Annotated in this window: 16 protein-coding genes; 10 read left to right on the plus strand and 6 right to left on the minus strand. The window is 71.9% G+C overall.

Features of this window, described 5'->3' with window-relative positions:
- The coding region (locus AB0B55_RS21330) for a tetratricopeptide repeat protein (protein ID WP_357173215.1) at positions 1–398 on the plus strand (398 nt) is incomplete at its 5' end.
- 345 nt (positions 399–743) lie between these two features.
- Here AB0B55_RS21330 and ilvD read toward each other — a convergent pair.
- Positions 744–2591, minus strand: a complete 1848-nt coding sequence (gene ilvD, locus AB0B55_RS21335) for a dihydroxy-acid dehydratase (protein WP_357173218.1) — start codon at positions 2589–2591, stop codon at positions 744–746.
- A gap of 112 nt (positions 2592–2703) precedes the next feature.
- Here ilvD and AB0B55_RS21340 point away from each other — a divergent pair, with 112 nt between their 5' ends.
- From AB0B55_RS21340 to serA, 5 genes are all read left to right on the plus strand, one after another.
- The gene (locus AB0B55_RS21340; protein WP_357173221.1) at positions 2704–5076 is read left to right on the plus strand and encodes an EAL domain-containing protein; all 2373 of its coding nucleotides are present in this window, start codon (positions 2704–2706) and stop codon (positions 5074–5076) included.
- A 189-nt stretch (positions 5077–5265) separates the two neighbouring features.
- Complete coding sequence (locus tag AB0B55_RS21345; protein WP_357127363.1) at positions 5266–7146, plus strand: acetolactate synthase large subunit; 1881 nt, start codon at positions 5266–5268, stop codon at positions 7144–7146.
- 67 nt (positions 7147–7213) lie between these two features.
- Positions 7214–7729 carry an acetolactate synthase small subunit gene (gene ilvN, locus AB0B55_RS21350; RefSeq protein WP_355052170.1) on the plus strand — a complete coding sequence of 172 codons (516 nt, stop codon included), beginning with the start codon at positions 7214–7216 and terminating at the stop codon, positions 7727–7729.
- Positions 7730–7785: 56 nt separating this feature from the next.
- On the plus strand, positions 7786–8799 hold the full coding sequence (gene ilvC / locus AB0B55_RS21355; protein ID WP_357127359.1) for a ketol-acid reductoisomerase: 1014 nt from the start codon (positions 7786–7788) through the stop codon (positions 8797–8799).
- 400 nt (positions 8800–9199) lie between these two features.
- Positions 9200–10798, plus strand: coding sequence for a phosphoglycerate dehydrogenase (gene serA / locus AB0B55_RS21360; RefSeq protein WP_357127356.1), 1599 nt, complete (start codon positions 9200–9202; stop codon positions 10796–10798).
- Positions 10799–10910: 112 nt separating this feature from the next.
- On the opposite strand, the gene AB0B55_RS21365 is transcribed toward serA, so the two are convergent.
- Positions 10911–11267, minus strand: a complete 357-nt coding sequence (locus AB0B55_RS21365; RefSeq protein WP_357127353.1) for a hypothetical protein — start codon at positions 11265–11267, stop codon at positions 10911–10913.
- A gap of 357 nt (positions 11268–11624) precedes the next feature.
- Between AB0B55_RS21365 and AB0B55_RS21370 the strand changes: the two genes are divergently transcribed.
- Positions 11625–12647, plus strand: coding sequence for a hypothetical protein (locus AB0B55_RS21370; RefSeq protein WP_357173224.1), 1023 nt, complete (start codon positions 11625–11627; stop codon positions 12645–12647).
- A gap of 170 nt (positions 12648–12817) precedes the next feature.
- Here AB0B55_RS21370 and AB0B55_RS21375 read toward each other — a convergent pair whose 3' ends face one another.
- On the minus strand, positions 12818–13660 hold the full coding sequence (locus AB0B55_RS21375; RefSeq protein WP_357131255.1) for an FAD:protein FMN transferase: 843 nt from the start codon (positions 13658–13660) through the stop codon (positions 12818–12820).
- 224 nt (positions 13661–13884) lie between these two features.
- Here AB0B55_RS21375 and AB0B55_RS21380 point away from each other — a divergent pair, with 224 nt between their 5' ends.
- The gene (locus AB0B55_RS21380) at positions 13885–14916 is read left to right on the plus strand and encodes a 3-isopropylmalate dehydrogenase (protein ID WP_357131252.1); all 1032 of its coding nucleotides are present in this window, start codon (positions 13885–13887) and stop codon (positions 14914–14916) included.
- A gap of 163 nt (positions 14917–15079) precedes the next feature.
- Positions 15080–16177 carry a branched-chain amino acid aminotransferase gene (locus AB0B55_RS21385; protein WP_357131249.1) on the plus strand — a complete coding sequence of 366 codons (1098 nt, stop codon included), beginning with the start codon at positions 15080–15082 and terminating at the stop codon, positions 16175–16177.
- Between the two features lie 61 nt (positions 16178–16238).
- Here the strand turns inward: AB0B55_RS21385 and AB0B55_RS21390 are convergent, their stop codons facing one another.
- The 3 genes from AB0B55_RS21390 to AB0B55_RS21400 form a co-directional block, all read right to left on the minus strand.
- Positions 16239–16985, minus strand: coding sequence for a tyrosine-protein phosphatase (locus tag AB0B55_RS21390; protein ID WP_357131246.1), 747 nt, complete (start codon positions 16983–16985; stop codon positions 16239–16241).
- A 56-nt stretch (positions 16986–17041) separates the two neighbouring features.
- The gene (locus AB0B55_RS21395; RefSeq protein WP_357131243.1) at positions 17042–17500 is read right to left on the minus strand and encodes a PRC-barrel domain containing protein; all 459 of its coding nucleotides are present in this window, start codon (positions 17498–17500) and stop codon (positions 17042–17044) included.
- A 129-nt stretch (positions 17501–17629) separates the two neighbouring features.
- On the minus strand, positions 17630–18160 hold the full coding sequence (locus tag AB0B55_RS21400; protein ID WP_357131240.1) for a carboxymuconolactone decarboxylase family protein: 531 nt from the start codon (positions 18158–18160) through the stop codon (positions 17630–17632).
- Positions 18161–18406: 246 nt separating this feature from the next.
- Between AB0B55_RS21400 and cimA the strand changes: the two genes are divergently transcribed.
- Positions 18407–19990, plus strand: coding sequence for a citramalate synthase (gene cimA, locus AB0B55_RS21405; RefSeq protein WP_357131238.1), 1584 nt, complete (start codon positions 18407–18409; stop codon positions 19988–19990).
- Positions 19991–20018: the final 28 nt, after the last annotated feature.

Raw genomic sequence — 20018 nt, forward strand, 5'->3', positions numbered from 1 at the left:
CCGTGTATAACCAGCTCGGGGATGGCGAGCGGGCGTTGGCCTACTTGGGGCAGGCTCTTCCTATTCAACGGGAGGTGGGTGATCGTGCTGGCGAGGCGATCACCTTGAGCAACATCGGTGCCGCGTACGAGAGGCTCGGCGATGCTGAGCGGGCGTTGGCCTACTACGGGCAGGCCCTTCCCATTCGACGGGAGGTGGACGATCGCGTAGGCGAAGCAGTAATCCGATTCAATGTCGCGAGGATCCACCGGGCGGCGGGGCACCTGGACCAGGCGATCCGCGAGCTTGAACTCGTCGTCGAACTCGACCAGCAGCTGGGCCACCCGGATCTGGCATCCGACACCGCCATGCTCGACTTGCTCCGCGAAGAACGCAGAAGAGCGCAGGACGCGACCTGACGCTCCCGCGCCCCACCGCGCATCTGAGCAACGGCCACACCGCTTGGGTTCGCGTCGGCGGCCGGTCCGGTCAATGGGCGTCATCCCTCAAGATCCGCGCAACTTCTCTGTTATTGCTGCTTCCCGCAGGCCGCAAGCAGCAACAACAGAGAAGTTGCTGAGATCTTGGTGCCGGGGTGCTCGCCCGCGGGGCCCGACCTACGTGGCCTGCGGCGGCCGTGCGGTGTGTCCGCGGCCTTGATCGACACGAGATCGCCGATGTCGCGGCATCCCGTCGACAGGGATACCGCGACATCGGCGAAGTCGAGTTGATCAAGCAGCCGAGCCGCCGAGCCGCCGCGCGGCTTACTCGGGGACGCGGCGGTAGGCGCCGTCGCTGGCCGAGGTGGCCATCGAGGCGTACGCGCGCAGCGCCGCCGACACCGGACGCTGGCGATCGGTCGGGGTGTACGGCCGGTCGCGCTTCTCCTCGGCCACCCGTCGTGCCTCCAGCTCGTCCTCCGGCACGTTCAGCTCGATCGACCGGGCCGGGATGTCGATGACGATCTCGTCGCCCTCGCGGACCAGGGCGATCAGGCCGCCGGAGGCGGCCTCGGGGGAGGCGTGCCCGATGGAGAGGCCGGACGTGCCGCCGGAGAAGCGGCCGTCGGTGAGCAGCGCGCAGGACCGGCCCAGCCCGCGACCCTTGAGGAACGAGGTGGGGTAGAGCATCTCCTGCATGCCCGGGCCGCCCTTGGGGCCCTCGTAGCGGATCACCACGACGTCCCCGGCGACGACCTCCTTGGCGAGGATCGCGGTGACGGCGTCGTCCTGCGACTCGTACACCTTCGCCGGGCCGCGGAACGTCAGGCAGTCGTCCGGCACGCCGGCGGTCTTCACGACGCAGCCCTCCGGGGCCAGGTTGCCGTGCAGGATGGCCAGGCCGCCGTCGGCGGAGTACGCGTGCTCGCGGTCGCGGATGCAGCCCTCGGCGGCGTCGGTGTCGAGTGACGACCAGCGGTTGGTGGTGGAGAAGGGCTCCACGGTACGCACCCCGCCCGGCGCGGCGTGGAACAGCTCGACCGCCTCCGGCGTCGGCGAGCCACCGCGCACGTCCCAGTCGGTCAGCCACTGGGCCAGCGAGGGGGAGTGCACGGCGTGCACGTCCCGGTTGAGCTGCCCGCCCCGGTCCAGCTCACCGAGGATCGCCGGGATGCCACCGGCGCGGTGCACGTCCTCCATGTGGTACTTCGGGGAGTTCGGAGCCACCTTCGCCAGGCAGGGCACCCGCCGGGAGATGGCGTCGATGTCGGCGACGCCGAAGTCGAGTTCCGCCTCGCGGGCGGCGGCGAGCAGGTGCAGCACCGTGTTGGTGGAGCCGCCCATGGCCACGTCGAGGGCGACGGCGTTCTCGAAGGCGGCCTTGGACGCGACGGTGCGGGGGAGCACCGACTCGTCGTCGCCGTCGTACCACCGCTTGGCGATGTCGACGACGGTCCGGCCGGCCTCGACGAACAGCGACCGGCGCGCGGCGTGGGTGGCGAGGGTCGAACCGTTGCCGGGGAGCGCGAGCCCGATGGCCTCGGTGAGGCAGTTCATCGAGTTGGCGGTGAACATGCCGGAGCAGGAGCCGCAGGTCGGGCAGGCGGAGCGCTCGATCTCGCCGAGCTGCGCGTCGGTGACCGCCTCGTTCGAGGACGCGACCATCGCGTCGATCAGGTCGATCTTGCTGTGCACGATGCCCTCGATCGCCGCCGTCTTGCCGGCCTCCATCGGGCCGCCGGAGACGAAGACGGTCGGGATGTTGAGGCGCAGCGCGGCCAGCAGCATGCCTGGAGTGATCTTGTCGCAGTTCGAGATGCAGACCAGGGCGTCCGCGCAGTGCGCGTTGACCATGTACTCCACCGCGTCGGCGATCAACTCGCGGCTGGGCAGGGAGTAGAGCATGCCGCCGTGGCCCATCGCGATGCCGTCGTCGACCGCGATCGTGTTGAACTCCCGGCCGACGCCGCCGGCCTCGGCCACCGCGTCGGCGACCAGGCCGCCCATGTCCTTGAGGTGTACGTGACCCGGCACGAACTGGGTGAAACTGTTGGCGATGGCGACGATCGGCTTGCCGAAATCGTCGTCGGTCATCCCGGTGGCCCGCCAGAGGGCCCGGGCGCCGGCCATCGTCCGACCGTGTGTGGACGTCCTCGATCGCAGCTCAGGCATGCGTACCAGCATGACACCGCCGCCGCGCGGGACCCCGCGGTAGAGGGCCCGTGTCCCAACAGATGCACATCCGGTCTCCCGCGACGTGCGCTCATCCGGCACTCTTGTTGTCGTGCATCTCCCCCCGGGCATGGTCGCCGTCGCGGCGCTGAGCGGGCTGGTCGCGGCCGTGGCCACCGCGCTGCTCACCATGGTCGTCGGGCAGCGGACCGGGCCGCGCCGACCGGCGCACGTGCTGCTCGCGGGCGCCGCCGGGGTTACCCTGGTCAGCCTGCTGGCCGGGGTGGTGGCGGTGCTCTCGGCGAGCGACCACTGGGCACACGAGCAGGGCCAGCGGACCGGATGGGCCACCGCCACGGCGATCGGTACGGCGCTGGCCGGGCTGGCCTTCGCGGCCGGTCTGCTCCGGCTGCCGGGCGTCGCGGCCACCGCCGCGGGGACCGCCCGGCTCGCGCTGGACGGCGTCACCGTGGCGGCGGCGCTGTGGTTCGTCGGCTGGGTGCTCTTCTCCGAGCCGACCCGGCTGCTCGGCGCCGCCACTCCGATGGCCTGCCCGGCGATCCTGGTGACGACGGTGAGCGCCGCGCTCGGGGCCGGCCTCGCCGTGATCGTCGTCTTTCGGGCCGCCGCGCCGCGTCGCCGGCTGGCCGTGCTCGCGACCGGCATCACCGCGGTGAGCTGCGGCGGGCTGGGCCTCAGCGCGGGGCTCTGCCAGTCCGGGCCGACCATGGCGCTCGCCGGCGCGGCGCTGCTGTCGGCCGGCCTGCTGGCCGTCGCGCTCGAGGTGCGCCGGGCCGATCAGCCGGGGGAGGTCGCGCTGGACCTCATCGGTCGGGACGGTGAGTACGCCCTCGCCCCGATGCTGGCGATGGCGGCCTCGGCGATGTACCACCTGCTCCAGGACGGCCGCTTCACCGCGCCGGGCATCCTCGCCGGCAGCGTGGAGGGCTTCGCCCTGGTGGCGCGGCAGTACCTCACCCTCAAGGACGTCCGGGACTACGCCGGCCGCCTGGTCGAGCGGGAGGCGCACTTCCGTGAGCTGGCGCACACCGACCCGTTGACGTCGCTGGCCAACCGGCGCGGGCTGCTGCGGGCGCTGCACGACGGCGCGGCGGCGGGCACGCCGTGCGTCCTGCTCGGTCTGGACCTGGACGGCTTCAAGAACGTCAACGACATGCGCGGCCACGACGTGGGTGACGCGGTGCTGGCCGAGGTGGGCCGTCGGCTGCGCGGCAACCTGCGTCCGGGCGACGTGGCGGCCCGGCTCGGCGGCGACGAGTTCGCCGTGCTCATGCCGGCCCGCCCCGCCGAGGCGGACCGGGTGGCCGAGCGGCTGCTCGGGGTGCTGAACCGCCCGTACGACCAGCCGGAGGGCCCGGTCTTCCTATCCGTGAGCATCGGCGTGGCCGGGTGGGCCGCCGAGCCGGACGTGGAGTTGCTGCTGCGCCACGCCGACCTGGCGCTGCGCTACGCCAAGCAACGCGGCAAGAACCGGATCGAGCGCTACGACGCGGCGTACGACCAGTTGTTGCGCCGCCGTACCACCGTGGAGCACGAGTTGCGGGGCGCTATCGACCGCGACGAGCTGCGGCTCGCCTTCCAGCCGGTGGCGTCGCTGCCGTCGGTCCGGCCGGTCGGCGCCGAGGCGTTGCTCCGCTGGCACCACCCCGAGCTGGGCAACGTCCGCCCGGACGAGTTCATCCCCCTCGCCGAGGAGTGCGGGATGATCTCCACACTCGGCGCCTGGGTGCTGCACCAGGCCTGCTACCAGCTCTCCCGCTGGCTGGCCGACGGGCACGACGTGTGGGTCTCGGTGAACGTCTCGCCGCGCGAGCTGCACGCCCCGGAGTACGTGGTCCAGGTCGCCGAGGCCCTGCGCGCCCACCACGTACCGCCGCAGCGGTTGGTGCTGGAGGTCACCGAGCACGCGGTCGCCACCGATCTGGACGAGCTGATCCGGCGGTTGACCGCGCTGCGGCTGACCGGCGTACGGATCGCGCTGGACGACTTCGGCGCCGGGTACTCGTCGCTGGGGCAGCTACGCCGGCTCCCCATCGACATCCTGAAGATCGACCACAGCCTGGTGGCCGAGCACGAGCCGGTCCGCCCGGTGGGCAAGGACGGTCCGGCGTTCGCGCCCATGGTCGACATCGTCATGCGGCTGGGCCACCAGCTGGGCATGGAGGTCATCGCCGAGGGCGTCACCACGCCGACGGAGCTGGCCGCGGTGGTCGCCGCGGGCTGCCGGTTCGGTCAGGGAGCGCTGTTCGGCTGGGGGGTGCCCGCGGAGCACCTGGAGGCGATGCTGGAGGCGGCCACCTCGCCGGGCGCGCGGCCCGGTCCGGTGCCCGTCCAGCGCCGCGCACCCGGCGGGTCCGGGCAGGTCATGCCCCCTGGCGGCGGCGCGGCGTCGGCCGACGCGCCGCCGTCCGTTAACCAACAGGTGGGATCAGTTGACTCATCGCGTGAGATGCGTCAGGCTTAGCCGCATGTCGTCGTACCGGTCGCTGCGAGTACTTATCTGAGCGCACTCTCCTCCGTCGAGAGTGCGCTGGCCCCGTGCATCTGCACGAGGGCCGTTTTTATTGCCGTCGGAACCTGTCGCGACGGGCCCCACGCCCACGTCGCATCGCTGAACAAGCCCCAGCCACTCCAGCCGAAGGCCAGAACCACCATGACGAGACCAACGCCCGAGACCCTCGCCCACACCGCCCGGCGGGCCCGCGCGACCGCCGACCCGGCCGGCGCCGCCGACCCCGCCACCCGCGCCGCGGCCACGCCGGCAGTCCCGGCCGTACGGACATCCGCCCCGGCAGAGGTCTCCGGTGCCGGCTCGCTGGTGCGGTCCCTTGAGGCGCTCGACGTCGACGTCGTCTTCGGCATCCCGGGCGGCGCGATCCTGCCGGCGTACGACCCGCTCTACGACTCCACCGTCCGGCACATCCTGGTCCGCCACGAGCAGGGCGCCGGTCACGCGGCGACCGGGTACGCGCAGGCCACCGGCAAGGTCGGCGTCTGCATCGCCACCTCCGGCCCGGGCGCGACCAACCTGGTGACGCCGATCGCCGACGCGTACATGGACTCGGTCGCGATGGTGGCGATCACCGGGCAGGTGGCTCGCCCGTCGATCGGCACCGACGCCTTCCAGGAGGCGGACATCCAGGGCATCACGCTGCCGATCACCAAGCACAACTTCCTCGTGCAGACCGCCGAGGAGATCCCGCAGGTGCTGGCCGAAGCGTTCCACCTGGCCAGCACCGGCCGGCCCGGCCCGGTGCTGGTCGACATCCCCAAGGACGTGCTCCAGGCGTCGACCACCTTCACCTGGCCGCCCACGCTGGACCTGCCCGGCTACCGGCCCACCCTGCACCCGCACGGCAAGCAGATCCGCGAGGCGGCCCGGTTGCTGGCCGGTGCCCGGCGGCCGGTGCTCTACGTGGGCGGCGGGGTGCTCAAGGCCGGCGCCACCGAGGGGCTGCGTCGGCTCGCCGACCTGACCGGCATCCCGGTCATCACCACGCTGATGGCGCTCGGCGCGTTCCCCGACTCGCACCCGCAGCACCTGGGCATGCCCGGCATGCACGGCACCGTCGCCGCCGTGTACGGCCTCCAGAAGGCCGATCTGATCGTCGCGCTGGGCGCGCGGTTCGACGACCGGGTCACCGGCAAGCTCGACTCGTTCGCGCCGGACGCGGCGGTGGTGCACGCCGACATCGACCCCGCCGAGATCGGCAAGAACCGGCACGCGGACGTCCCGATCGTCGGTGACGCCAAGCACGTCATCGACGAGCTGATCGCGGCGGTCACCGTCGAGCGTGCGGCGGGGCGGGTCACCGACCTGAAGGATTGGTGGACCCAGCTCGACGACCTGCGTAACCGTTATCCGCTGGGCTACGACGAGCCGTCCGACGGCACGCTCTCCCCGCAGTACGTGATCAAGCGGTTGGGAGAGATCGTCGGCCCCGACACGATCTTCGTGGCCGGGGTGGGGCAGCACCAGATGTGGGCGTCCCAGTTCATCTCCTACGAGAAGCCGTACACCTGGTTGAACTCCGGCGGCCTCGGCACCATGGGCTACGCGGTGCCGGCGGCCATGGGCGCGAAGGTCGGCAAGCCGGACGCGGTGGTGTGGGCGATCGACGGTGACGGTTGCTTCCAGATGACCAACCAGGAGTTGGCGACCTGCGCGCTGGAGGGCATCCCGGTCAAGATCGCCGTCATCAACAACGGCAACCTCGGCATGGTCCGGCAGTGGCAGACGCTCTTCTACAACGAGCGCTACTCCAACACCGAGCTGGGCACGCACAAGCACCGGATCCCCGACTTCGTCAAGCTCGCCGAGGCGCTGGGCTGCGTCGGGCTGCGCTGCGAGACCGCCGAGGACGTGGACAAGACCATCGCCGCCGCCATGGAGATCAACGACGTCCCGGTGGTGATCGACTTCGTGGTCGGCAAGGACGCCATGGTCTGGCCGATGGTCGCTGCCGGCACCAGTAACGACGAGATCATGTTCGCCCGCGGCGTCCGCCCGGTCTTCGACGAGGATGACATCTGACCATGAGTGAGCGAAGCGCACGAATCATCAAGGCCGATGCCCCGACCGAGCGAAGCGAGGTCGTGGCATGACCATGCACACTCTGTCCGTGCTCGTGGAGAACAAGCCGGGCGTCCTCGCCCGGGTGTCCGGCCTGTTCTCCCGCCGCGGTTTCAACATCGACAGCCTCGCCGTCGGCGAGACCGAGAACCCGGACGTCTCCCGGATCACCATCGTGGTGAACGCGGACTCGTCCCCGCTGGAGCAGGTCACCAAGCAGCTCAACAAGCTGGTCAACGTACTCAAGATCGTTGAGTTGGATCCGCAGGTCTCGGTCGCCCGGGAGTTGCTGCTGGTGAAGGTCCGCGCCGACCGGGCCGCCCGGTCCCAGGTGCTGGAGACCGTCAACCTGTTCCGGGCCCGGGTCGTGGACGTCGCACCGGACACGCTGACCATCGAGGCCACCGGCACGCCGGACAAGCTCGACGCGCTGCTGCGCGACCTCGAGCCCTTCGGCATCAAGGAAATGGTCCAGTCCGGGCTGGTGGCCATCGGGCGCGGCTCGCGTTCGATCACCGCCGGTCCCGCGCTGCGGGCCGCCTGACCCATCCGCAAAGACCACGACGGGCACTCAGGCCGTCGTACGAAAGGGAAGTTCTCATGAGCGTTGAGGTGTACTACGACGACGATGCCGACCTCGGCCTGATCCAGGCCAAGAAGGTCGCGGTGATCGGCTACGGCAGCCAGGGGCACGCCCACGCGCTGTCGCTGCGTGACTCCGGCGTCGACGTGGTGATCGGTCTGCCGGAGGGCTCGAAGAGCCGTCCCAAGGCCGAGGAGCAGGGCCTTCGGGTGCTCACGCCGGCAGCGGCCTCGGCCGAGGCGGACGTGATCATGGTGCTTGCGCCGGACACCGCCCAGCGCAAGATCTATGCCGAGTCGATCGAGCCGCACCTGGCCCCCGGCAAGGCGATCTTCTTCGGCCACGGTTTCAACATCCGGTACGGCCTGATCAAGCCGCCGGCCGAGGTGGACGTGGCCATGGTCGCCCCCAAGGGCCCCGGCCACCTGGTGCGTCGCCAGTACGTCGACGGCAAGGGTGTGCCCTGTCTGGTCGCCGTCGAGCAGGACGCCACCGGCACCGCGTTCGCCCTCGCCCTCGCGTACGCCAAGGGGATCGGCGGCACCCGGGCCGGCGCGATCAAGACCACCTTCACCGAGGAGACCGAGACCGACCTCTTCGGCGAGCAGGCGGTGCTCTGCGGCGGTGCCTCGGCGCTGGTGCAGACCGGTTTCGAGGTGCTCACCGAGGCGGGTTACGCCCCGGAGGTCGCCTACTTCGAGTGCCTGCACGAGCTGAAGCTGATCGTCGACCTGATGTACGAGGGCGGCATCGCGAAGATGCGGTACAGCATCTCCGACACCGCCGAGTACGGCGACCTCTCCCGGGGCTCGCGCATCATCGACTCCCGCGTCAAGGATGAGATGCGCAAGATCCTGGGCGAGATCCAGTCCGGCGAGTTCGCCCGTGAGTGGGTCGCCGAGGACGAGGCCGGCCGCCCCAACTTCACCAAGTGGCAGGCCGAGGGCGCGGCGCACCCGATCGAGGAGACCGGTAGGAAGCTGCGCGGAATGATGAGCTGGGTCGACCGCCCGATCACCGAAACCGCCTGACGCCACCCCGAAAAACGGATCACCCAGCCCCGGGCCGCGCTCTCCCCAGCGCGCGCCCGGGGCTCGCTCCGAGCCCTCGTCGATCTTGCACTTTCGGATGGCGATTTGTGGGGGTTGGCCCCGTAGGTCGCCGCAGAAAGTGCAAGATCGCGGGGACGGAGGGGTGTAGGGGGGCGGGGTGGGTGGGGTTTCGGGGTGGTGAACGGTTGATGTCGGTCGCTTGTCCGGGCGTGTGAGGGCACTCACCCCGCAGACCGGAACACGCCGGCCAGCGCGGCCCCTACGATCGCGGGTAGGTGCGCTGAGCCGGCACCTGACGGCCACGGCACGGATCAGCACGGGGTGCAGTGCGGCGCCCCGCCACCCGCGCCGATCGCAAACACGACCTCTACGAGGACCGATGAATCCTGTCGTACTGATCGCCGAAGAACTCGCCCCCGCCGCCATCGAGGTGCTCGCCCACGACTTCGACGTCCGTCACGTCGACGGCACCGACCGTCCGGCCCTGCTCTCGGCGCTCTCCGAGGCCGACGCCGTCATCGTGCGCAGCGCGACCCAGATCGACGCCGAGGCGGTCGCCGCCGCACCGCGGCTCAAGGTGGTCGCCCGCGCGGGCGTCGGGCTCGACAACGTCGAGGTGCCGGCGGCCACCGCGCGGGGCGTGATGGTCGTCAACGCACCCACCTCGAACATCGTCTCCGCCGCCGAGCAGGCCGTCGCACTGCTGCTCGCCGTCGCCCGCAACACCGCCAGCGCCAGCGCGGCGCTCAAGGCGGGCGAGTGGAAGCGGTCCAAGTACACGGGCGTCGAGGTGCAGGGCAAGACCGTCGGTGTGGTCGGGCTCGGCCGCATCGGGGTGCTCTTCGCGCAGCGCATCGCCGCGTTCGGCACCCGACTGATCGCGTACGACCCGTACATCCAGCCGGCTCGGGCGGCGCAGCTCGGCGTACGGCTGGTCGGGCTGGAGGAGCTGCTGCGCGAGAGCGACTTCATCTCGATCCACCTGCCGAAGACCCCGGAGACGGTCGGCCTGATCGGCGAGAAGGAGCTGGCGCTCGTCAAGCCCAGCGTCCGCATCGTGAACGCCGCCCGCGGTGGCCTGGTCGACGAGCAGGCGCTCGCCGACGCCATCGCCGAGGGGCGGGTCGCCGGCGCCGGCGTCGACGTGTACTCCAAGGAGCCCTGCACCTCCTCGCCGCTGTTCGCCTTCGACAACGTGGTGGCCACCCCGCACCTGGGCGCCTCGACCCACGAGGCGCAGGACAAGGCCGGTCTGGCGGTTGCCAAGAGCGTGAAGCTGGCGCTGCAGGGCGAGTTCGTGCCGGACGCCGTCAACGTCCAGGCCGGCGGCGTGGTCGCCGAGGACGTCCGCCCGCTGCTGCCGCTGGCCGAGAAGCTGGGCCGGGCCTTCACCGCCGTCGCCGGTGGGGTCGCGGCCAACGTCACCGTCGAGGTTCGCGGTGAGGTCGTCGGCCACGACGTGTCGGTGCTCAAGCTGGCCGCGACGAAGGGCCTGTTCAGCTCGGTGGTCGAGGACCAGGTCACCTACGTCAACGCCCCGCACCTGGCCGCCGAGCGCGGCGTCGAGGTCACTCTGGACAGTCAGGCCGAGACCGCCGACCAGCCTCTCCTGGTCACGGTGCGCGGTGCCCTGCCGGATGGCCGGGCGGTGAGCGTCTCCGGGACGGTCACCCACGCGGGCAGCCGCGACGTCCCGCGGCTGACCGAAGTGGACGGCTTCGACGTGGAGATCGCCGCGGAGGGCATCCTGCTGTTCCTGCGGTACGCGGACCGCCCGGGCGTCGTCGGCACCGTCGGTACGCTGCTCGGCGAGTCGGGCATCAACATCGCCGCGATGCAGGTGGCCCGGCGCGAGGCGGGCGGCGAGACGCTGATGACCCTCACCGTCGACCAGGCGCTCGGCGCCGATCTGCTGACCTCGGCGGCCGACTCGATCGGCGCGACCGCCGCCAGCGCGGCCGACCTGCGCGACGAGTAGTTAGCGGCCGCCACGCGACAGGTGGCGGCGCGGACGACAGCACCACGGGGGGCCCGGCGACAGCGCCGGGCCCCTTCGTCGTACGCCGGGAGGTGTTCCGCCCCGGGAGCGGTCAGTTCGGCAACCGGACCGGGGGCGGGTAGACCGAACCGTCCTGGGCGTCGAAGAGCATCAGCCCGTGCTCGCCGGCCAGCCGCTCGATGTCGAGCAGCACCTGGTCCGGGCAGGTCGGGTGCAGGTTCAGCTCGACGTGATCGTGGGCGGCGTGCAGCGGCGCGACCGCCCACGGGCTGTCCGGGCCGGGGTGACGGTCCGGATAGGACGCGGTGATCGCCCGGTAGAAGCCGACGACGCGCGGGTCCGGGTATCGGTCCACGTGCCGCCCCTGCCGGCAACCCTCGACCGCTGCCCGCACGTCCTCGGGCGTCGCCCCGTCCTCCAGGGCCCACACACTCAGATCGAAACTCACGGCGGACAGCGTGCCATCCGTCGTTCACCATGTCGAAACTGCCTCACCGCCGGCCAATCGCCGAACCCGTGCGGGCGGCGTCCGAAGGCGTCCGCTGTGGAGACTCTTGCGTCGAGTTGCGTCGATTCGCTAGCGTACGACTGCGGTTACTGGCCGCCAGGCCGTGGCGCCGGCCCGTCTTCGGGTGGCGCGGTCGACGTCCGGCCCGACCGGTCCGCACCCCTCGATTGTGCGAGCCACGCGCACTCGTCGCTGATCGGCCCCCACAGCCGTTGCCGAGGCCGTGGGGGCCGATCGCAATTCAGGCGCTCTGCGGGTCACCCCGTCTGACGTGCGACGCGGCTATGATCGGCCGCCGTGACAAGCGCCCAGTTGTTCAATGGCGGTGGCCGCCGGGTCGCCCGGCCGCGGCGACCTGCGCCGCCACGACGAGCCCTGCGGTCGACGCGGCTCCTCGCGGCCCTGGTGGCGGTGCTCGTGCTGGCCGGCTGTTCGCCCGATCCGACCGGCTCGCCCGCTTCGCGCGACCCGTCGTCGGCTCCGGGGACCGCCGAGCCGCGGTCGACGAGTGGGCTCGGCCCGGCCGGGGGCCGGCAACCCGGCACGGGCAGCGCGGACGAGGCCCAACGCCGCCGTTTCGCGGCGGCGGCCACCCTCCTGAAGAGCAAGCCGGGGGTGCTCGGAATCCTGGTACGGGACCGGCGCACCGGCACTTCCTGGCGGGCGGGGACCACCGATCATCCGATCTGGACGGCCTCCACCATCAAACTCGCGATGGTCGTCGGGCTGCTGGAGCGCTCACGGGCGGGCGAGATCAAACTCGACAGCGCCGCCCGTCGACAGATCGCCGACATGCTGAACTTCTCCTCCGACGACGCGGCCACCGCTCTGTGGAACCGCTACGGCCGGGACGGACAGCTCAAACGCTTCCAGCAGCGCTACGGCATGACCGGGCTGACCACCGTCGCCGGCTACGCGCGCTTCTGGGGTCACCTCAAGTGCACGGCTGAGGATCTGCAGCGGTTGATGTCGTACGTGCTGGACGACCTCGACCCGACCGACCGGGCCTACATCGTCGGCGCGATGCGTTCGGTCGGCTCGATCCAGCGTTGGGGTGTCTGGGCGGCCGGCAGCGACAAGCACCCCGGCACCAAGGACGGCTGGTCGATCGAGCCGGACCCGGGCGGGGAGCACTGGGTCACCAACACCGTGGGGTTCGCCGGCGACGACCAGCGCTACGTCGTCGCCGTCATGTACCAACTGCCACCCGGCAAGGGGATCGATGTGGGGGTGCACGCGGTGAGCGACCTGGTCGCCACCGTCTTCGGGGCACGGACCCCGGCGCGGGTGACCGTGCCGGACCCCAGCACGGGACGCTAGGGCCTGTTTCATAAGAACTGGCCGGCCTGCGGCGGGCCCGGACGACGACCGGCGGCGTTGCGGTTTCGTCCGGATACAACACCGGTATCCGGACGAAACCGCGCCTTGCCGGATCGCCGCCCGGACTCCGCCTCGGCTCGACCGCCTTTATGAAACAGGCCCTCGGGCCCTCAGCGCCGGTGGGCGAAGAGCGCCCGGTACTCGGAGCCACCCCGGAACCAGGCCAGGCCGGTGGGGCCGGCGGCGTAGAGCGCGGTGGCGTACGCGTCGGCGACCGTCAGGTCCGGGCCGACGACGGTCGCGGCGATGAGGTGGTTGGCCGGCTCGCCGGTGTGCGGGTCGACGACGTGTCCCCGCCGTCCGGACACCCCGGAGGTGCCGACTGCTCCCGAGGTCATCTCCAGCATCAGTGGCGCGCGGTCCGGCGCCGTCGGGTGGTGTACCGCGACCCGCCACGGTCCGCCGTGCGGCGCGCGGCCCCGGACCACGAGGTCGGCGCCGGCGAGTACGGCGTAGTCGTGCACGCCCGCCGCGCGCAGCCGGGCGGCGGCGCGGTCCACGGCCCAGCCGCCCAGTAGGCCGCCCGGGTCGAAGCCGCCGGGGACCGCCCAGGCGTCGAACCAGCCGTCGGTGGCGGCGCGCATCGCCGTGCAGCGGTCCACCAGGTCGGCCAGCGGGGCGTACGACGCGGGGCTGATCTCGCCCCGGCGCAGCCTGGAGACCAGGCTCTCCGGACGGTTCGGGCCGTAGGTCAGGTCGATCGCGCGCAGTTCGGCGACGCTGTCCCGCAACGCCTCGCCGACGCCCCGGCGGCCGAGCCCTTCGGGGGCGTTGAGCAGCAGGGTGTACTCCGCCGTGGCGGTGCGGACGGTGTGCTGCACGGCGATGCGGCCCTGGGTGGCGGCGGCCGGGTCGAACCGGCGACGGCGGCTGCCGAGGCGGAGGTCGGGCCGGCGGTGCCGGAACGCCGACAGGTCCGGCCAGCGGGTCCGCGGCTGCTCGTCGATGCGCATGGCGCCTGCCCCCTCGCAGTTGACGTCGCGTCGTCACGACCACCGTTCGCGGGCCCCCTGACCCGCTGTCCCTTACCGTAGGCAGCGCAGATGATCGCTACATGAATCCCAGCTGAGAGGGTGCTGTGCATCCTCCTGTCTCAGATGCTGGAAGCTTCGTACCGGGAGTCGGGACGGCGACGTACCGTTGCCGGACAGGGCAGTCGAGCGTGGGGAGAGCGGGCGTGACGCGGATCGCGGTGGTGGCCGGGGACGGCATCGGGCCCGAGGTGGTCGCGCAGGCCCGCAAGGTCCTCGACGCGGTGCTTCCCGGTGTGCAGGCCACCGAGTACGACCTCGGCGCCGCCCGCTGGCACCGTACCGGAGAGGTCCTGCCCGACTCGGTGCTGACCGAGCTGGCCGGGCACGACGCGATCCTGCTCGGCGCGGTGGGTGACCCCACGGTGCCGCCGGGTGTCCTGGAGCGCGGCCTGCTGCTCAAGCTCCGGTTCGCCTTCGACCAGTACGTCAACCTGCGCCCCTCGCGGCTCTGGCCCGGGGTCGCCGGGCCGCTGGGCAACGTGAAGCCGGGCGAGGTCGACCTGGTGGTGGTCCGCGAGGGCACCGAGGGGCTGTACGCCGGCGCGGGCGGGACGTTGCACCGCGACACGCCCGCCGAGGTCGCCACGGAGGAGAGCCTCAACACCCGGCACGGCGTGGAGCGGGTGATCCGTGACGCGTTCGCGCGGGCCGGTCGTCGGGAGCGGCGCAAGGTCACGCTGGTGCACAAGACCAACGTACTGACCCACGCCGGGTCGCTGTGGTCGCGCGCCTTCGCGGCGGTCGCGGCCGAACACCCGGACGTGGCGACGGAGTACCAGCACGTCGACGCGGCCGCGATGTTCCTGGTGACCCAGCCGCAGCGCTACGACGTGGTGGTCACCGACAACCTCTTCGGCGACATCCTCACCGACATCGCCGCCGCCGTCACCGGCGGAATCGGGCTGGCCGCCAGTGGCTGCATCAACCCTGAGGGCGCGTACCCCTCGATGTTCGAGCCGGTGCACGGCTCGGCGCCGGACATCGCCGGGCAGGGCGTCGCGGACCCGGTGGCCGCGGTGCTCTCCGTGGCGCTGCTGCTGGAGCAGCTCGGGCACACCGAGGCGGCGGCCCGGGTCGACGCGGCGGTCGCCGCCGAGTTGGCCGGCCGTACCCCGGGCGCGACGCTGCGCACCGCCGAGGTCGGCGACCGGCTCGCCGCCCACGCCGTAGCCTGACCGCCCCGGGCCGCATCGCGGCCGGGGCGGTCTTCGCCTGTCCGGGCAGTCCACCCGGTCCCGAGCGGCGCTACCTTCTGAACGGTCGTTCGGGGTAAGTTTCTGGCACAGCCATGTCGGTGTGCGATCCCGCATGCCGTTGTCCCGCAGGGAGGTCAGCGCGATGAGCGGTGGTGACAAGCTCGACTTCGAGATCCGTCCGAATCCCACGCCGGTATCCGCCGCCGACCGGGCTGCCCTGCTGGCCAACCCCGGATTCGGCCGCGTCTTCACCGACCACATGATCACGATCCGCTACGCGGAGGGCAAGGGCTGGTACGACGCCCGGGTGGAGGCGCGGGCGCCGATCCCGATGGACCCGGCCAGCGCGGTGCTGCACTACGCGCAGGAGATCTTCGAAGGGCTGAAGGCCTACCGGACGGCCGACGGTGGCGTGACGATGTTCCGGCCGGACGCCAACGCCGCCCGCTTCGTCGACTCGGCCAAGCGGATGGCGATGCCGGCGTTGCCGCCCGAGGTGTTCGTCGACTCACTGCACAAGCTCATCGAGATCGACCGGGAGTGGATCCCGACCGGCGAGGACGGCAGTCTCTACCTGCGGCCGTTCATGTTCGCCAGCGAGGTCTTCCTCGGCGTCCGTCCGGCCAACGAATACCTGTACATGGTGATCGCCTCGCCGGCCGGCGCGTACTTCACCGGTGGCGTCAAGCCGGTCACGATCTGGGTCTCCCCGGATTACACCCGGGCGGCGCCCGGCGGCACCGGCGCGGCCAAGTGTGGCGGCAACTACGCCACGTCGCTGGCGGCCCAGGCGGAGGCCATCGAGGCCGGCTGCGACCAGGTGGTCTTCCTCGACGCCGTGGAGCGCCGCTTCGTCGACGAGTTGGGCGGCATGAACGTCTTCTTCGTCTACGACGACGACACGGTGGTCACCCCGCCGCTGACCGGCACGATCCTGCCGGGCATCACCCGCGACGCGATCATCACGCTGGCCGGCAAGGCGGGGCACCAGGTGCAGGAGCGGCCGGTCTCGTTCGCCGACTGGCAGGCCGACGCGGCCAGCGGCCGGCTGCGCGAGGTCTTCGCCTGCGGCACCGCCGCGGTGATCACCCCGATCGGCGGGGTGCGCTTCCCCGACGGCGAGTTCCTGATCGGTGGCGGCGAGCCCGGCCGGGTCACCATGTCGCTGCGTCAGCAGTTGGTCGACATCCAGCGCGGCAAGGCCGCCGACCCGCACGGTTGGGTGCACCAGGTCTTCTGACGTCCGTCGGCCGACCGACCCGTCGAACGGGCCGGTCGGCCGCGGCGCTGGGACACGCGCCCTAACCCTCGTCGAGCAGGTGGTCGCGTAGGGCGGCGAGCTGCTTGTCGGTCACCCCGGCATGCCGCAGGTACGCCTCGATCGAGCCGTGCCCCTCACGCAGCTCGTCAAGGAACATCTGCATGGCCTCGGCGGGCGACGCCAGGAACGGCGCCGGCACCTCCGCGGCGTCCGGCATGGTGGCGGCCAGCCAGGCGCTGAACCGGGCCGACGCCTCGGTGCTCAGCGCGTAGTCGGCGGTGATGTCCGCGTCGTCGACGCCCAGCACGGCGAGGGTCAGGGCGCACACGATGCCGGTGCGGTCCTTGCCGGCCACACAGTGCACGACGACCGGGGCGTTCGCCGAGTCGGCGATCAGCCCGATCGCCTCGCCCAGGCCCGCGGTGCCGGTCTGGGCCAGGTCGGCGTAGCGGTCGGCGAGGTAGCGCGCCAGGTCGGTGCCCTTCTCGTGCGGCGTCAGCGCCCAGTCCTCGTGCTCCGGGTGGATGTGCCGGTACGTCAGCCCCTGGTAGGCCGGCACCCGACCGTCGCGCTCCACCTCGGTGGGGCGGCGCAGGTCGACGACGGTGCGGATGCCGATGGCGGCGAACGCGTCGCGGTCCTGCTCGTGGAGCCGGTGCAGGGAGTCGGAGCGGTAGAGGCGACCACGGCGCACGGTACGGCCGTCGTGGCCGAGGTAGCCGCCGACGTCGCGGAAGTTGAAGGTCGCGGGCAGCGTGATGTGACGTTCGTCGTCGATGGCGTCCACGTGCACACGGTAACGGCCGGCGGGCTCATGTCCCACCGGCCGTCGGGTCGGATCGGTCAGCGCGCGGTGCCCGGGGGAAGCGCGCCGTACGTCTCGTCGTAGTAACCGCCGAGCTGATCCCGGTACGCCGGGTCGCTGTGGCTGGCCTCGTCGTACTCGGGGGCGGCCTTGATCTGGTCGCGGGTGCGGTCGACGGAGACGGTGCGCTGGTCGTGGTCGACCAGGTTGACCGTGCCGGCGGGCAGCATCACCTTCTTGCCGAAGACCCACGGCCCGGTGTCCACGACCAGGTAGCTGCCGCCGACCTCGTGGCTGGCGCTGTCGATCTTGCCGACACCGCCGTCGCTGGCCTCGACCTTGTAGCCGACCAGGTCGGCGTCGGCCACGCCGGCGGTGTCGCGGTAGCGCCACGGGTCGAACGTGCCGGCCGGCGCCCCGCCGGCCACGGCGCCCTGGTCGCCGCCGCGCAGCGGGTCCGGCCCGGCGTGGGCGGCGTGTGGGTCGATCCTGTCCATGCCGTTCGCTCCTGACTGTCGCCGACGTCCCGGGCTGTCGTGCCCGCCCCTGAGGAGCTACCCGGCTGCGGGGGCCCGGAAACGGCGACCGGACCGGAGCGCCGGCCGGTCCGGGCCGCACGAGGGGCCTCAGGCCAGGGCGGCCTCGGCGTCCAGCGTGACCGCCGCCGCGTGGACGACGGCGGAGATCCGCAACGCCTCGTGCACCTGCTCCCGGGGGACGCCACGACGGCGCAGCGCCTTCTCCTGCGTCTGGAGGCAGATCTCGCAGCCGATGATCGCGGAGACGCCGAGGCACCACAGCTTGAAGTCGCTCTTGTCCACGCCGGGTCGGGCGACGAGCTGCATGCGGAGGCGGGCCGGCATCGAGGCGTACTCCTCGTCGCCGATGAGATGCGTGGCGCGGTAGTAGATGTTGGTCATCGCCATGACGGCCGCCGCGCCCTTGGCCGCCTCGACGCCGTCCGGCCCGAGGTGGTCGAGCGCCTCGGCGGCGATCTCGCGCAGTACCAGCGGGTTGCGCGCGGCCACCGCGCAGGCCAGCGCCGTGCCCCACGTCCGCGCCGGGGTCAGCGTCGCCGCGCCGATCGTCGAGTCGAGGTTGTGGGCGATGTCCGTGGCGTACGCGGGCAGGGCCGCCCGGATCGTGTCCAGTCCCACGGGTCAGTCCTCGGCGGGTGGGGTGTCGGTGTCGAGCGACACGGTGCGCACGGGGCCTCCTTGTGGGCGGGATGTCCCACCATATGGATTGTCTCTCCCAAAAGCGGGAGCGGGTGGCAGAGTGGCGATCGTGACCTGCACCGCCCTGATTATTGCGACCTAGCGCGCCGGCTCTCCCCTCCGCCGAGCGCGCAGACCTCCCGCATCCCGCGGGGGGTCTTTTTGTTGCTCCGAGAAAGGATCCTGATGACGTTCCAGGTCTTCGACACGACGTTGCGAGACGGCGCCCAGCGCGAGGGGCTCACCTACTCGGTGGTCGACAAGCTGGCGGTGGCCCGGCTGCTCGACGAGTTCGGCGTCGGGTTCATCGAGGGCGGTTGGCCGGGCGCGGTGCCCAAGGACACCGAGTTCTTCCGCCGCGCCCGCACCGAGCTGACCCTGCGTCACGCCGTGCTGGTGGCGTTCGGCGCCACCCGCAAGGTCGGTGTCGCGGTCGCCGACGACCCTCAGGTGCGCGGCCTGCTGGACGCGCAGACCCCGGCGGTCGCCCTGGTCGCCAAGGCCGACATCCGCCATGTCGAGCGCGCGTTGCGCACCACCGGCGCGGAGAACCTGGCGATGATCCACGACACCGTCACCCACCTGGTCGCCGAGGGACGCCGGGTCTTCGTCGACGGCGAGCACTTCTTCGACGGCTACCGCCACGACCCCGCGTACGGCGCCGCCGTGGCGCAGACCGCGCTCGCCGCGGGCGCCGAGCGGATGGTCCTCTGCGACACCAACGGCGGGATGCTGCCGTCCCAGGTGACCGCCGCGATCCACGACCTGACCGGCCGGCTCGGGGTCGACGCCGCGCTGTTCGGCATGCACGCCCAGAACGACACGGCCTGCGCGGTCGCCAACACGATCGCCGCCGTCGAGGCGGGGGTCCGGCACGTGCAGGGCACCGCCAACGGGTACGGCGAACGCCCCGGCAACGCCGACATCTTCGCCGTCGTCGCCAATCTCCAGCTCAAGCTGGGTATGCCCGTCCTACCGGAGGGATGCCTGGCCCAGATGGTGCGGGTCTCGCACGCCATCGCCGAGATCGCCAACATCGCCCCCGACACCCACCAGGCGTACGCCGGGGCCGCCGCCTTCGCCCACAAGGCGGGGCTGCACGCGAGCGCGATCAAGGTCGACCCGTTGCTCTACAACCACGTGGACCCGTCGGTGGTGGGCAACGACATGCGGATCCTGATAACCGAGATGGCCGGCCGGGCCAGTGTCGAGCTCAAGAGCCGCGAACTCGGCCTGGACCTGGCCGGCCGTCCGGAGGCGCTGACCCGGGTCACCAAGCGGGTCAAGGAGTTGGAGGCGGGCGGGTGGTCCTTCGAGGCCGCCGACGCCTCGTTCGAGCTGCTCGTCCGCTCCGAACTGCCCGAGGGCGGCCCGGCGCGGCCGTTCACCCTGGAGTCGTACCGGGTGCTGGTCGAGCACCGCGAGGACGGCGCGGTCGTCTCCGAGGCGACCGTGAAGATCCGGGTACGCGGCGAGCGGGTCATCGCCACGGCGGAGGGCAACGGCCCGGTCAACGCGCTGGACGAGGCGCTGCGGGTCGGGCTGGCGCGGCACTACCCGCAGTTGCGTGACTTCGAGCTGGCCGACTACAAGGTGCGCATCCTGGAGGGCAGCCACGGCACGGGCGCGGTGACGCGGGTGTTGCTGGAGACCGCCAACGGCACCGGCCGGGACTGGACGACGGTGGGCGTACACCCCAACGTCGTCGAGGCGAGCTGGCACGCCCTGGTAGACGCCCTCACCTACGGCCTGGCTCCCGCCCCGGTCTGACCGCAGACCACCGCGGCGCACATCGCCG

Source organism: Micromonospora sp. NPDC049107, assembly GCF_040648595.1.
Lineage (GTDB): Bacteria > Actinomycetota > Actinomycetes > Mycobacteriales > Micromonosporaceae > Micromonospora.